10 protein-coding genes are annotated in these 13495 nt (G+C 71.9%); 2 read left to right on the forward strand and 8 right to left on the reverse strand.

The window, feature by feature from the left end; translation table 11 throughout:
• Nucleotides 1–61: 61 nt before the first annotated feature.
• A complete protein-coding gene (locus VGL85_RS15470) occupies nt 62–1072 on the forward strand; it encodes an LLM class flavin-dependent oxidoreductase (protein WP_331589856.1) in 1011 nt (336 codons plus the stop codon).
• On the opposite strand, the gene VGL85_RS15475 is transcribed toward VGL85_RS15470, so the two are convergent.
• The 8 genes from VGL85_RS15475 to VGL85_RS15510 form a co-directional block, all read right to left on the reverse strand.
• Nucleotides 1065–1832 (reverse strand): hypothetical protein, encoded by a 768-nt coding sequence (locus tag VGL85_RS15475; protein ID WP_331589857.1) that lies wholly within the window; start codon nt 1830–1832, stop codon nt 1065–1067. The genes VGL85_RS15470 and VGL85_RS15475 overlap by 8 nt on opposite strands.
• Before the next feature lie 11 nt (nt 1833–1843).
• Nucleotides 1844–3013 (reverse strand): TonB family protein, encoded by a 1170-nt coding sequence (locus VGL85_RS15480; protein WP_331589858.1) that lies wholly within the window; start codon nt 3011–3013, stop codon nt 1844–1846.
• A gap of 89 nt (nt 3014–3102) precedes the next feature.
• On the reverse strand, nt 3103–5946 hold the full coding sequence (locus VGL85_RS15485; protein ID WP_331589859.1) for a M56 family metallopeptidase: 2844 nt from the start codon (nt 5944–5946) through the stop codon (nt 3103–3105).
• Nucleotides 5943–6356: a BlaI/MecI/CopY family transcriptional regulator gene (locus tag VGL85_RS15490; protein ID WP_331589860.1), complete on the reverse strand. Its 414-nt coding sequence runs from the start codon at nt 6354–6356 to the stop codon at nt 5943–5945. Before VGL85_RS15490 ends, VGL85_RS15485 begins: the two co-directional genes overlap by 4 nt.
• Nucleotides 6357–6411: 55 nt before the next feature.
• Entirely contained in the window at nt 6412–8643 is a 2232-nt protein-coding gene (locus VGL85_RS15495; protein ID WP_331589861.1) for a molybdopterin cofactor-binding domain-containing protein, read from the reverse strand.
• A gap of 10 nt (nt 8644–8653) precedes the next feature.
• Complete coding sequence (locus VGL85_RS15500) at nt 8654–9136, reverse strand: (2Fe-2S)-binding protein (protein WP_331589862.1); 483 nt, start codon at nt 9134–9136, stop codon at nt 8654–8656.
• A 13-nt stretch (nt 9137–9149) separates the two neighbouring features.
• Nucleotides 9150–10376 carry a cytochrome c gene (locus VGL85_RS15505; RefSeq protein WP_331589863.1) on the reverse strand — a complete coding sequence of 409 codons (1227 nt, stop codon included), beginning with the start codon at nt 10374–10376 and terminating at the stop codon, nt 9150–9152.
• 55 nt (nt 10377–10431) lie between these two features.
• A complete protein-coding gene (locus VGL85_RS15510) occupies nt 10432–12738 on the reverse strand; it encodes an OPT family oligopeptide transporter (protein WP_331589864.1) in 2307 nt (768 codons plus the stop codon).
• A 125-nt stretch (nt 12739–12863) separates the two neighbouring features.
• Between VGL85_RS15510 and VGL85_RS15515 the strand changes: the two genes are divergently transcribed.
• On the forward strand, nt 12864–13495 hold a 632-nt coding region (locus VGL85_RS15515; RefSeq protein WP_331589865.1), incomplete at its 3' end, for a hypothetical protein.

The raw sequence follows: 13495 nt of genomic DNA on the forward strand, positions 1-13495 counted from the left end.
ACGACAATCTGGTCGACTACCTGCTTCCCCTGATCGCAGAACAACAGAAGGCCGCTGCTTGATGAGGTATGGGTTCTGGACCCCGGTGTTCGGCGGCTGGCTGCGCAACATCCCCGACGAGCACATGGCGCCGACGTGGGAGTACACCAAGCGCCTCTGCCAGCGGGCGGAGAAGATCGGCTACGACCTGACGCTGGTGGCCGAACTGAACCTCAACGACATCAAGGGCACGGACCAGCCGGCGCTGGACGCCTGGTCGACGGCCGCGGCCCTGGCGGCGGTGACCGACACCCTGGAGCTGATGGTGGCCGTGCGGCCCAACTTCCACCAGCCGGCCCTGTTCGCGAAGGCCGCCGCCAACATCGACAACATTGCGGGCGGCCGGTTGGCGCTGAACGTGGTCTCCTCCTGGTGGGAGAAGGAAGCCACCAGCTACGGCCTGCAGTTCGACCAGCACGACGACCGCTATGGCCGCACCAGCGAGTGGCTGGACGTGGTCGACGGCCTGTGGCGCGAGAAGACCTTCAACCACGACGGTCCCCGCTACAAACTGCAGGACGCGATCTGCGAACCGAAGCCGGTCCGCAAGCCCGTGATCTACGCCGGCGGCGAGAGCGAAGCGGCCAAGACCATGATCGCCACCCAGTGTGACGCCTATGTCATGCACGGCGACACCGCAGACGTGATCGCCGAGAAGATCGCCGACATGCGCGCCCGCCGAGAGGCGGCCGGCAAGCCGCCGATGATCTTCGGCATGGCCGCCTACGCCATCGTCCGCGACACGGAGGAAGAGGCCAGGGCCGAGGTGGCGCGCATCACCACCTTGCACCCCAACGCGCCCGGCTTCGGCAACTTCGACCAGTGGATCAGCGGCACCCAACTCGAGCGCGAGATGAAGATCGCGGAGTACTCGGTCTCCAACCGGGGCCTGCGCCCCAACCTCATCGGCACGGCCGCCCAGATCAAGGAACGCATCGCCGCCTACGAAGCCGCGGGCCTCGACTTGCTGCTGCTGCAGATGAGCCCGCAGTACGAGGAGATGGAGCGCTTCGCCGCCGCGGTGATCAACTAGCCGCGCCGGGCGGCTGCAGGCGGATCGGGATATCGACCCAGACGGGAATCCCCTTGGGCGCCTGCGCCATCAGGGTCGGATCGAGACGGAACTTCGCCGCCAGGCCGAGCGCGGCCTTGCCGAAGTCGCGGCCCTCCGGGGCCTCCATGACCAGCTGGCAGGCGTCCAGCACGCCGTTGGCGCGGACGTGGCAGTGGGTCATCGCCTGGCCGGCGACGCCGCCGCCCTTGGCCGGATAGGCCTTCGCCAGGTCGTCCGCGGAAGCCGAAACGGCCCAGACCGGCCCCTGCAGCTGGGTCATCTCGTCGATCGACAGCCCATCGCCGCCCTCGGCCCTGGCGGAGCTGGTCCCGAAGGCGCCGATCGGGTTGTTGTTGGCCTGGCGGTACTCGCGCAGGAAGGCTTCCTCGTCGAACTGGGAGCCCGTGGACGAGCGGAAGGCGACGGAGATCGACACCGGCACGGGGTCCGGCCCCTTGGCGGGCGTGAACTCGAAATTCGGCTGCAGCTTCAGCGCCGCGCGGCCCAATCCCTTGCCTTGCGGCCACTCACTGGTGACCTGGCAGTGTTCGGCGAAACCACGCCTCGCGACCTGGCAGGCAAGCGTCACGTAGCCACGCGTGCCGCTGCGGACCACGACGCCCAGGCCGGGCGTGAAGTCGGTCTGGACCTGACTCTCGTCCGCCGCTGTGGCGACCGGCGGCGAGGTGACGGCCGCGGCGGCCGCGAGCAGGGTCAGCACCGGAACGAGCGCCTTCATCGATGGTCTCCTCAGTCGGCCGGGTTCGGGGCGGCCGCGCCCTTGAGGTTGAGCCGGATCGGGATGTGGACCACGCCACCCGCCACCGGCTCGGCGTCGGCGGCCCAGAGGTTCATCTTCATGGTCGAGGCGAGCCTGGCTGCGGCCTCGGAGAAGCCCAGGCCATCCGGCTGGCCGGCCTCCGGCGTGCAGTCGGTCATGGTCCCGTCAGCGGCCACCGTGCAGCGCGCCACGCCGCGGCCGGTGGTCAGGCCCTCGGCGACGGCTTCCGGCGGAAAGACCTTCAGCGCCTTGTGGGTGTCGAACATCTGAATCCAAGACGGCGCCATGACCGTGTGCTCGGCCGCTTCGCGCGGCGGTAGGCGGATGGGGATGTCGACCCAGATCGGCGCGGAGTGCGGCGCGCGGGCGAGCGCCGCGGGATCGATCCGGAACTTCGCGGCCAGGGTCAGCGCAGCCTTGCCGAAGCCTTGGCCTTCCGGGCTCTCCTTGATGGTCTGGCAGGTGTCCAGGGTCCCGTCGCGACGCACGTGACAGTGATCCGCCGCGTAGCCCTCGACACCGCCGCCCTTGGCCGGATAGGCGCGCGCCACGTCGTCGAAGCTGGCCGCGGCGATCCAGACCGGCGCGTCCAGCATGGTCACGTTCCGCATGGGGATCGGATTGCCCGTGGCCCGGGTAGAGGAGCTTCCGAACGGGCCCATCCCCGGGGTCGAGTTCTGCCTGGCCGTGGCCGCTTCACGCAGGAACGCGGTCAGGTCGAACTGGAGGATCGGGGCCTTGAATGAGACCCCGATGGTCATGGTCGCGCTGACCGCCGCTCCGTCTGCGCCCCTGTTGGGTTCGAGCTTGAAGGTCGGCCGTAGTTCGAGCGCTGCGCGGCCCAGGCCCTTCCCCGCCGGAAACTCCGACACCACCTTGCACCGCTCCGCCAGGCCATGTGTGTCGACCAGGCAGGAGAGCGTCACGTGGCCGTTGACGCCGGTGTGGTAGGCGTCGGCCGGCCAGATGGCCACGACGTCGGGGCCGATGAGGTCCTCGTCGCCGCCCACCTCGACCTTGGCGTCAACCGGCGGCGGCTTGGCGGCGGGCGCGACGGTCACCGGCGAGACCGTGGTTGTGGGCGGCGCGGCGACCGCCGGCGCAGCTGCCGCCATCAGGGCGAGGACGAGGCTCAGCACAGGCGTTCCCCCCAAGGAAACTGGACCCGGCGAAAGCTCGCGCTCAACCGTCGATCCCGTCAAGGGTCCGAAGGCGTCGGGGGGGCTGGTCAGCCGACCGGGCCGTCCGGATCGTCGGTCTCCGGCGGCAGGATCGGCAGGGCCGGCCGTTCGAACTCCTTGCGCGTCAACGACATGTTGGCGCTGGTCTTGTGCAGCATGGCGTCAATGGTCCTGACCGACTGGAGTTGGGCCTCGACCCGTTGGCGCTCGGCGCCGGTCAGGCCGGGAAGCCGGCTTTCCAGGTCCTTGATCCGGGTCTCCTGGACCTCGATCTGCGTGGCCACCCTCACCTTTTCGGTGGTTTGCTGAGCGGTCATGTCCTTCATCATCACGCTCTCGGCGTCGAAGAGCGGCTCCTGGGCCTGCTTCAGCGCCTCGCGCGCCACATCGAGGTCGGCGGCGGGCCGGCGGCCGGCGCGCACCTCGGCGCGGACCTGGGCATAGGCGATCGATTCCAGGCTGGCGCGCCGCGCCAGGTCGGTCACCTTGTCCAAGGTCTCGAGCCGCGCCTGCAGCTGCGTCGTCGCCGGCGACCCCTCGTCCGCCTGAGTCGTGAACCTCATCGAGGCCCGGGCGGCGGCGGCCTCGGCGGAGCTGATCGCGCGGTTCACGACCTGGTAGTCGCGGGCCGCTTCCGTCGCCCGACGACGGGCTGCGGCGGCCTCCTGCGGCGTACCGCGGCCTTCCGCGGCGTCCTTGCGCGCCGTTTCGGCGATCGCATTGGCGTCACGCGCAGCGACCAGGAACTGGATCTTCAGGCGATCGAGCACCTGTTTGTGCAGGGCGTTGTCGAGGTTGTTGAGCGTCCGCAGGCGGCGCGGATCGTCCGGATCGGTCCACCGGATCGTCAGATAGGACTGGCGGCCGATGGAGAGCGGCCCGCCGCCGGGACCGGCCGTCCGCGCCTGCTCCAGCAACAGGTCATAGTGGCGGGCGCGCCATGCGGCCTGGGCGGCCGGTTGGTCGTCGCCCGGCATCTTACCCTCCGATCCGAGGTCCCGCAGGATGTCGAAGACGTCTCGCCCACCCGGCGCGGCCTCGATCGTGGGTTCGAACACCGGCGGCGGCGGCAGGCTGGGCGGAGAGGTCCGCGGATGGCGCGTGATCCAGGCTTCCTCAAAGGCGGCCTGGGCCGCGGCGAGGACCTGCCGCTCGGTCTCCAGATCGGCGGGCGGGCGCTTGCCCGCGTCGACCGCGTCGCGGACCACGGCGAAGGCGATGCTCTCCCATCGCGCGCGCTGCTCCAGGGACTCCAACGGATCCTGCGGCGCGTTCGCGGCGACGCCATGCGCATAGCCGGGCGTCGTCTTGGCGATCAGCGCGTCCAGGCGTTCGGTGTCGCTGGCGGCGCTGCGCTGCGCGCTGGTCTCGGCCTCGTCGATCGCCTCCACCGCCCGCTCGGAATCATGGGCCATGGCCTGGGCCGCGGTCACGTCGGCCGGGGCGGCGGTTTCCCCGACCGCGCGGCGCACCCGCTCGGCCCGCAGCACCGCATCCTTCGCCGACTGCACCACCGTCGTGTGGACACGGGTGAGGTCACGCTGCCGGCGCGCCAGGTCGATGACGTTCAGGGTCTTGAGTCGCGCGGGCGCGTTCGGGTCGCTGGTCTTCAGGGCGTCGAAGGCGGCCCGCGCCCGGCCCAGGGCGTCGGTGTCGCTCGCCAGGCGGGCGCGGTCGGCGTCGAGGTCGAGGTCGTAGCGGCTGGCCCGCCAGGCGGCCTGAGCCGCCGGGTCGCTGTCCGGCGGCATCGGGCCCAGGGCGGCGATCCGCGCGGCCAATTGCGCATCGCTCGAAGCCGCGGGCGGCGTGGCGTCGGCGAGCGCCTTGGGCGCCCGGACCAGCACCACCCGCGGCGCGCGCGGCGGCGACGCGGGGACAGCGCCCGGAACCTGCCCGGCCGCCACCGCGGGCGCGGAGGCCGCAAGGCCCGTCGGCTCGGCGCGAACCGCCGCGCCCTCCGCCATGGCGGCGCCGGCCGCGGCCAGGATCAGCACGGCGGCGGTCCGCGACAGGGCCGGCCGTTCCGGCGCGCCGTCCAGGCCGAGCACGCGCGCCGCGCGGCTCTTGAGGTCGCCACCGCCGGCCGCGAGCACCCCGAACGGCGGCGCACGCAGGGAATCCATCGCCTGCAGGGCGCGGACGTAGAGGCCGGGGTCGCGGATCTCCGCCACGGCGAGGTCGTCGCAGCAGCGCTCACGCTCGATCCGGATGCGGCGGCTCACCCACCAGACCGCCGGATGGTAGAACAGCGCCGTCTCGACCACCGTCTGGAGCAGGTTGGCGAAGGCGTCGAGCCGGCGCACGTGGGCCAGCTCATGCAGGATCAGCGCCTCCAGCTGGTCGACGGGCAGCCGCATCAGGGCCGCGGCCGGGATCAGCACCATCGGCTTCAGCCATCCCGCCACCACCGGCGTCGCGATCGCGCCGGACTGGGCGAAAACCGCCCGCAGCGAGCCGGACATGCGCCGGCGCAGCGCCTGGCAGCGGGCCTCCCAGTCCGCCGGCAGGGGCTGGGCGGTGCGGCGCAGGCGCTCGACGAGCACCAGGCCGCCGATGGACCGTGCGACCAGCACCGTTACGCCGACACCCCAGGCCGCCACGGCCGCCATCTCCCAGCTGACTCCGGCGTCAGCCCCGAGACCAGGCGCGCCGGGCGGCGCCAGGACGATGCGGATGTTCGCCTGCAACCACAGGAAGGTCGCGACCGGGGCCACGGCCATCAGGCCGAGCGCCGCCAGGGCCCAGTCGTGGCGGGCCCGCGCGGTGCGGCTGGCGCGCAACGCCACCTGCAGCACGAACGCAATCAGCGCGCCCTGCCAGAGGAAATTGGCCAGGGTCCAGCCGATCAGCGGAACCAGGCGCGCGAGGTCCGCGGCCAAGGTGGCGTTCATGGTCCCCTCTCCCGTGTCTTCCTGGTCTTGGCCTCGTAGGCGTCGAGCATGGCGCGGATCTCGGCGATGTCGTCGGCGCTGGCCGGCTGGTCCTGCAAGGCGTGCAGCACCAGCTGGCTGGCCGAGCCCGCGAACACCTTGCGCATGAGGTCGCCGGCCACCTTGCGCTTGGTGGTCTCCGGCGGCTCGGCGGCGGCATAGACGTGGGCGCGCTCGGTCTCGTCGCGGACCACAGAGCCCTTGCCGGCCATGATCTGCAGGAATTTCAGCACGCCGGTGTAGCCGATCGGCCGATTGGCGGAGAGCGCCTCATGCACGTCGCGAACGGTCGACGGCCCGCGTTCCCAGAGAATCCGCAGGATGTCGAGTTCGGTGGCTGTGGGCCGCGCGGCGGAGTCGTCTTCCGACATACGAAGAAAGGTGTACGAACTTCTTCGTAGAGTCAACCGGCGTTCGTGGAACGCGTCAGATCCCGAGTCCGGCCTTCACCCGGTCGGGGCTGAGCGGCAGGTCGCGGAAGCGGACGCCGGTGGCGTCGGCGACCGCGTTGGCCAGGGCGGCGCCCGCCGGACCCTGCCCCGCCTCGCCGGCGCCCAGGAACGGCTGGCCCGGGCGGTTCAGCACATGCACCTCGACCGAGCCGGGCACGTCCTTGAAGCGGGCTATGGGATAGGCGCTCCAGTCGAAGCCGGTGCGATGCTGGGCGTCGAAGGTCATGGCCTCGATCCCGGTCCAGCTCAGCGCCTGGACGACGGCGCCCTCGATCTGGTTGCGGATGCCATCGGGGTTCACCGCCTCGCCGCTGTCCACGGCGGCGACGACACGCCCCACCGAGATTGCGCCGGTCTCGTGCTCCACGCTCACCTGCATGGCCACGGCGCAGTAGGAGGCGAGGTTCTTGTAGCGGGCGAAGGCGAAGCCGCAGCCGGTCCGCCCGTCGCTGCGCGCGCGCCCGGCCCAGCCGAACCGCTCGGCGCAGAGCTTCACCACGTCGACCGCGCGCGGATCGGTCAGGTGCGCCAAGCGGAAGGCCACCGGATCGGCGCCGCCGGCCCTGGCCAGCTCGTCCATCAGGCTCTCGATCGAGAAGACGTTCATGAACCCACCCAGCGAGCGCAGGGCCGAGACCCGCACGTCGGAGTGCTGGATGAAGTGCGAGACCACCCGGCCCGACGGAATCTGGTAGATCGGCACGCCGTTGCGGTCGCCGCCGCCCTCCGGCATCGGGATCGGCCGCGGGACCTGCGGCGGGAACGGCGGGTCGACCTCGAGTCCGGCCAGCAGGCCGCCGGCGCCGGCCGGGCGGCCGTTGTGCGACGGGCTCCAGACCTCATAGCGCCAGTCGGCGATCCTGTTGTCAGCGCCCAGGCTCGCCTGCGCCTCCACCACCATGCCCGTGCCCAGGGGCTCCCAGCCATGCTCCTGCTCGCGCATCCACTGCAGGCGGACCGGCCGGCCCGGCAGGGCCAGCGCGCAGAGCGCCGCATCGGCCGCCACGTCATCGGCGCCGTTGTGGCCGTAGCAGCCGGAGCCCTCGGTATGGATGCAGCGCACCTCGTCGGCCGGCAGCCGGGTCAGCTCGACGATCGCCTTCTTCAGCGGATAGACGCCCTGGGTGTGGGTCCAGACGGTCAGGCCGCCGTCCTGGAAGTGGGCGACAGCGCAGGACGGGCCGATGGAGCCGTGCAGCAGCCAGGGCTTGGTGTAGCGCGCGCGGACCGTTTTCGCCGCCGGAGCCGGCGCGGCCTTGCCCTCGAAGATCACCTCGTCCTGGGTCTGGGCCGCGCGGACGGCGGCGATCATGTCGGGCGGGATCGGCGGGTCGGCGCGCGACCACTTCGCCTGCTGCAGGCGCCGCAGCGCCTGGATCGCCGTCCATTCCCGCTCGGCGACCACGGCGGCGAAGCGCCCGGTCCGCACCACCTCGACCACGCCCGGCATGGCCTTGGCCGCGGCCACGTCGAGATCGGCGAGCCGCGTGCCGTCGCTGGGGCCGCGCACCACCCGCGCATGCAGCATCCCGGGCAGGCGCAGATCCTGCACATAGGCCGCCCCGCCGGTCACCTTGGTGGGGATGTCGACGCGCGGCAGGTCAAGCCCCAGCGACTTGTGCGGCCCCGGCCGCAGGGGCGCATCCGGCCGCGCCGCCACGTGCAGCGACAGGTCCGCCGCCAGTTCGCCATAGCCCGCCGCCCGGCCGTCCGGGGCCTTGATCCGGCCGTCGCCGGTGGTGGCGAGCCCATCCGGCGACAGCCGCCAGCGCTCGGCGGCCGCCTCGGTCAGGAGCTGGCGCACATTGGCGGCGGCGTTTCGGATCGCCGTGCCGCTGTCCTGCATGGAATGACTGCCGGCGGTGACGCCCTCGTTGGGCGAGCGCCCGGTGTCGGCGGTGACCAGGACGAGCGCGCCCGGCGTCACGTCCAGCTCCTCGGCGGCCACCTGGATCAGCGCGGTCTTGATCCCCTGTCCGAGCTCGGCCTTGCCGGTGAAGACGGTGATCCGGCCGGCCGGATCGACCCGGATCCAGGCGTCGAGCAGGGGCGTGGTGCGAAGGCTGCCCGGCAGGCCCGGCGCGGCGGGTTTCTTGGCCGCGGCGGCCTCCTGCGCCATGGCCCGCGGCGCCAGGGCGAAGGCGACCAGCAGGCCGCCGGCCCGCACCAGGCCACGGCGCGACAGGCCGGAATTGGCCAGGCTCATGCCCTGACCCTCATGCACGGACCGGCGCCGGTTCGGACGGCAGGCCAGCCGCACGGCGCACGGCGCGCAGGATGCGCATGTGGGTCCCACAGCGGCAGAGGTTGGGCTGCAGGCCGGCGCGGATCTGGGCTTCCGTCGGCTTCGGATTGGCGTCCAGCAGCGCCTTGGCCCGCATGATCATGCCGGCGATGCAATAGCCGCATTGCGCCGCCTGTTCGGTCTCGAAGGCCTTCTGGATCGCACCCGGGGCGGCGGCCGTTCCCAGCCCCTCGACGGTCACGATCCTGCGCCCCCGGGCGGCGAGCGCCGGCAGCAGGCAGGAGAACACCGCCTTGCCGTCCACGGTGACGGTGCAGGCGCCGCATTGGCCCAGGCCGCAGCCGAACTTGGCGCCATTGAGCCCCAGGTCGTCGCGCAGCACATAGAGCAAGGGCGTCGTGGGATCGACGTCCAGGCTGTGGTCGACGCCATTGACGTTCAGGGTCAGGCTCACGCGCAGCTCTCCCTCATGTCGCGGTCTCCTTCCGCGCGGTCCGCGCGGCGGCCGGCAGATTGGCCCAGGCCGGCTGGTCGGTGAAGCGGGCGCGCAGATAGGCGGCCAGATCCGCAAGCTGGGCGTCGGTGAAGGCCGCGCCGAACGCCGGCATGAACGGTCCGCTCGCGCCGGTCGGCGGCTCCAGGCCCTTCAGCACGATGGCCAGGGTGTCGCGCGGATCGGCCTCGTGCAGCGGCGTGCCCAGGGTGAGCGGCGGTCGGCCCTCGCGCATCATCGCGGAGCCGGCCTCATGGCAGTCGGCGCAGGCGCCTGCGTAGAGCCGCGCGCCCTGGGGATGCGCCCGGGCGGCCTGCGACTCCCGGTCGACGGTGGCGGTGGGCGCCGCGGCGGCCATCCGCTCGGCGAGGTAGACGGCCATGGCGCGCACCTCGCCCTCAGGCGCCCGGGCCAGTTCACGCGTCACCTCGCCCATCGGCCCGGCGGCGGCGGCGTGGGTCGGGCCGAGACCGGTGCGTAGATAGGCGTAGAGCGCGTCGGCGGTCCACGGCATGGAGGCCGGGGTCTTGCCGTTCAGCGGCGGGGCGTACCAGCCCTCGACGAAGGCGCCGTCCAGCGCCTTGGCCTTCTGCTCCGCGCCCAGCGCGCCGTGCGGCGTGTGGCAGGCGCCGCAGTGGCCGAAGGTCTCGACGAGGTAGGCGCCGCGGTTCCATTCGTCGCTCTTGCCCGGCGTGGGCCGGAACGGCTGCGGGTGGAAGTAGAGCGCCTTCCAGACCCCCATCAGCGGGCGGAAGCCGAGCGGCGGGACAAGCTGCGGCGCGGGCGTATCCTGGCGGACCGGCCGGCGGCCCATCAGGAAGGCGTAGAGGGCGGCGATATCGGCGTCGCTCGCACCGGTGAAATGGTCATAGGGGAAGGCCGGGTAGAGCTCCGCGCCGTCCCTGCGGACGCCCTTGTGCATGGCGCGGGCGAACTCGGCTTCGCTGTAACGCCCGATGCCGGTCTGGGCGTCCGGGGTGATGTTGCTGGCGAACACCTTGCCGAACGGCGTCGGGATGGCGCGGCCGCCGGCGAAGGGCGCGCCGGCCTCGGCGGTGTGGCACAGCGCGCAGTCGCCCAGTTTGGACAGCGCCGCCCCGCGCGCGACCTGCGGCGAGACCGCCGGCGTCTGGGCCACGGCCACGGCGGCGGCCAGAGCGGTGAGGCCGCCGAGGGCGATGCTCCGGACGGTCCGCTCCATGGACGCTTGAGAACCTCCGCTTGACGCGAAGGGAACGCCGCCGCGCGGGTGCGGTTCAGCCCGCCTTCGACCGCCGCGTTCCAGCGCGGAACAACAGCGCCATCAGCCCCAGGAACGGCAGGCAGGACAAAAGGTCCGACCACGGTCCGTTGAACACCGGGTTCACGCCTTCCATCAGCTTGGTGATGTCGCGGTCGAAGGCGCCCAGCACCCCGGCCGAAAACGCGATGCCGATGCCGGCGATGGCCCCGCCGGCGATATAGCCCGAGGCCATCAGCACGCCCGGGCTGCGGTCCGACTGGGCGGCGAGCTCGGCCTCGCTGAGCGTCTCGGCCCCCTCGCTAGCTTTTTCGGCCATGTTGCGGCTCCTGCGATCCACCAGCCAGCGCACCGCCCCGCCGATGAAGATCGGCAGGGACGAGGAGACCGGCAGATAGACGCCCACCGCGAAGGCCAGCGCCGGGATCGCGCACATCTCGAGCACGATGGAGATCATCACTCCCAGCAGCACCAGGGCCCAGGGCAGCTGGCGCGAAAGGATGCCCTTGATGATGTAGCTCATCAGCGTGGCCTTGGGCGCGTCGTACTTGGTGACCGAGGTGCCGTCGGGCCGGGTCTTCACATGGCCGTTGATGCCCGGGTCGACCAGATAGGCGAGCGTGCCGTCGTTGCGCACCAGATAGCGCGTCGCAGCCCCGCCCGCCGGATCGGGCTTCTGCCAGACGTGGTAGACGCTCGCGTCCTGCCCATGCTGCGGGCCGCTGAGCGCCTCACTCGGCAGGGTGGCGACGACCGCCGCCGGGACCGCCGGCGGGCCGGCCGGCTGCGCCACATAGACGGTGGCCGCCTGGTTCAGCGCCAGCAGGATCGGCCCCAGCGCCAGCGCCGAGGCCAGCGCCCCGATCAGGATCGCGATCTGCTGGGCCCGCGGCGTGGAGCCCAGCAGGAAGCCGGTCTTCAGGTCCTGGGAGGTGGTGCCGCCATTCGAGGCCGCGATGCAGACGATGCCGCCGACCGAGAGCGCGGTGACGTAATAGGTCGGCCCCGTCCAGCCCAGCACCAGGAAGATCAGGCAGGTCAGCAGCAGCGTCGCCACCGTCATCCCGCTGATCGGGTTGGACGAGGAGCCCAGCTCGCCGGTCAGGCGCGAGGACACCGTCACGAACAGGAAGCCGAACAGCACGATCAGCACCGCGCCCACGATGTTCATGCGCAGCGAATGCGCCATCAGGATCGCAGCGATCAGCACCACCACGCCCAGCGCCACCCAGCGCATGGAGATGTCCCGGTCGGTGCGGGCCGGCGCGGCGGCCGCTGCGGTCTTCGGCCGGAAGTCGGCGAAGCTGGCGGAGAGGCTGCGCCAGATGGTCGGCATGGCGCGAGCCAGGCTGATCAGCCCGCCCGCCGTCACCGCGCCTGCGCCGATGTAGAGGATGTAGGCGCTGCGGATATCGCCCGGCGACATCTGGGCGATCGGCGTCGTCCCCGGCGGGATGACCCCCGTGGCGGCCGAGCCGAAGAACTGGATCATCGGGATCAGCACCAGGTAGGCCAGCACCCCGCCGCCGGCCATGGCCGAGGCGATCCTGGGGCCGATGATGTAGCCGACGCCCAGCAGCTCGGGCGAAATCTCCGCGGCGATGGAAGCCTTGGCGAGCGGCGCCGAGAACACCTTCTCCGGCGTATCCTTCCACAGCCGGAAGATGCCTTCGCCCAGCTTGTAGAGCAGCCCGATGAAGAAGCCGCCCACGATGGTGCGCGCGCCGGCGGCGATCTCGGCCTCGGTCTGGGCGTGGCCGGCCTCATGGCCGATCTCATGCTCCTCGCGCGTGGCGCCGGCCTTCAGCACCTCGGCGCAGGCGGTGCCCTCGGGATACTTCAGGACCCCGTGCTGCTCGACGATCAGGGCGCGGCGCAGCGGGATCATCATCAATATGCCCAGCAAGCCGCCCAGCACGGCCACCAGCATCACCCGGGCGATCTCCATGTCGAAGCCCAGGATCATGATCGCCGGCATGGTGACGCCGAGGCCGAAGGCGATGCTCTCGCCGGCCGACCCGGCGGTCTGGACGATGTTGTTCTGCAGGATCGAGGCCTTGGCGATGCCGAGGCGACCCAGCAGGCGGAACAGGGTGATCGAGATCACCGCCACCGGAATCGAGGCCGAAACCGTCAGGCCCACCTTCAGCACCAGGTAGAGCGACGAGGCGCCGAAGATCACCCCCAGGATCGCGCCCATCACCAGGTGCAGGATGGTCAGCTCGGGCAGGACGACGCTCGCCGGGATGAACGGGATGAAGCCCGGCTTGGCGGCCTTGGCGCGCGCGGTCTTGACGGCGGGCTTGATCGTGGTGTCGGTCACGCGGTTCTCCCCAAACGCCGGCGACTAGACCATCAGTTGGCGGAGGCCGCCAGAGTGGCCATCTTGACGCCGCCGCGGCAGGCCCGGCGACGGAAGCTTAACCCACCCGGCCGCATGGTCGGCGCATGATCAGCGCCGCGACCGCTTCCACGCTCCTGCCCGGCGCCACGGCCGCGACGACCGCCACGGGCGGCCAGGCCAGCGCGACGAGCCCCGGCGCCGGCGCCGCCAGCTCGACCTCGGCGGTCGACGCCCAGATCGCCGCCGAGAAGGACGCGCTGTCGCGGCTGAAGTCGGCCGCCACCTCCGCTTCAGCCTCGCCGTCCGACCTGGCGAAGGCCAAGCTCAAGGCGTTGCAGCAGCGGCTGAAGATGCTGATGCTGATGGGCGGCGATCCCAAGGAAGTCGCCCGCGAGGCGGCCCAGATCGCCAAGGAGATCGGCCAGGCGGCCAAGGCCTACGCCGACGCGTCCGGTGGCTCGGACAATGGCGCGGCCGCCGAAGCCTCCGGCGACGCCGCCGCCGCGCAGCAGGCCGCCAACACCGCCGCCGGCGCGGCGGGCCAAGGCGACGGCGCCTCCGGCACGGCGAGCCAGGCGGCGGACAGCCAGACGGCCGCCTCCAACGCCGGGACGGCCGCGACCGACACTGCCGGGACCGATGCGCGGGACGCCGACGGCGCCGATCCATCGAAGACCGGCGCGCCGTCAGCCGACCAGACGCAAAGCCCGGCCCAGACGCCCGCCCCGGTTCAGGC

Origin of the sequence: Phenylobacterium sp. (assembly GCF_036501465.1) — a bacterium.
Lineage (GTDB): Bacteria > Pseudomonadota > Alphaproteobacteria > Caulobacterales > Caulobacteraceae > Phenylobacterium.

Coding starts and splice junctions, on each gene's coding strand:
- VGL85_RS15485 (WP_331589859.1), bottom strand. CDS start 5,946: ATGAACGCCACCTTGGCCGCGGACCTCGCGCGCCTGGTTCCGCTGATC.
- VGL85_RS15490 (WP_331589860.1), bottom strand. CDS start 6,356: ATGTCGGAAGACGACTCCGCCGCGCGGCCCACAGCCACCGAACTCGAC.
- VGL85_RS15495 (WP_331589861.1), bottom strand. CDS start 8,643: ATGAGCCTGGCCAATTCCGGCCTGTCGCGCCGTGGCCTGGTGCGGGCC.
- VGL85_RS15470 (WP_331589856.1), top strand. CDS start 62: ATGAGGTATGGGTTCTGGACCCCGGTGTTCGGCGGCTGGCTGCGCAAC.
- VGL85_RS15475 (WP_331589857.1), bottom strand. CDS start 1,832: ATGAAGGCGCTCGTTCCGGTGCTGACCCTGCTCGCGGCCGCCGCGGCC.
- VGL85_RS15505 (WP_331589863.1), bottom strand. CDS start 10,376: ATGGAGCGGACCGTCCGGAGCATCGCCCTCGGCGGCCTCACCGCTCTG.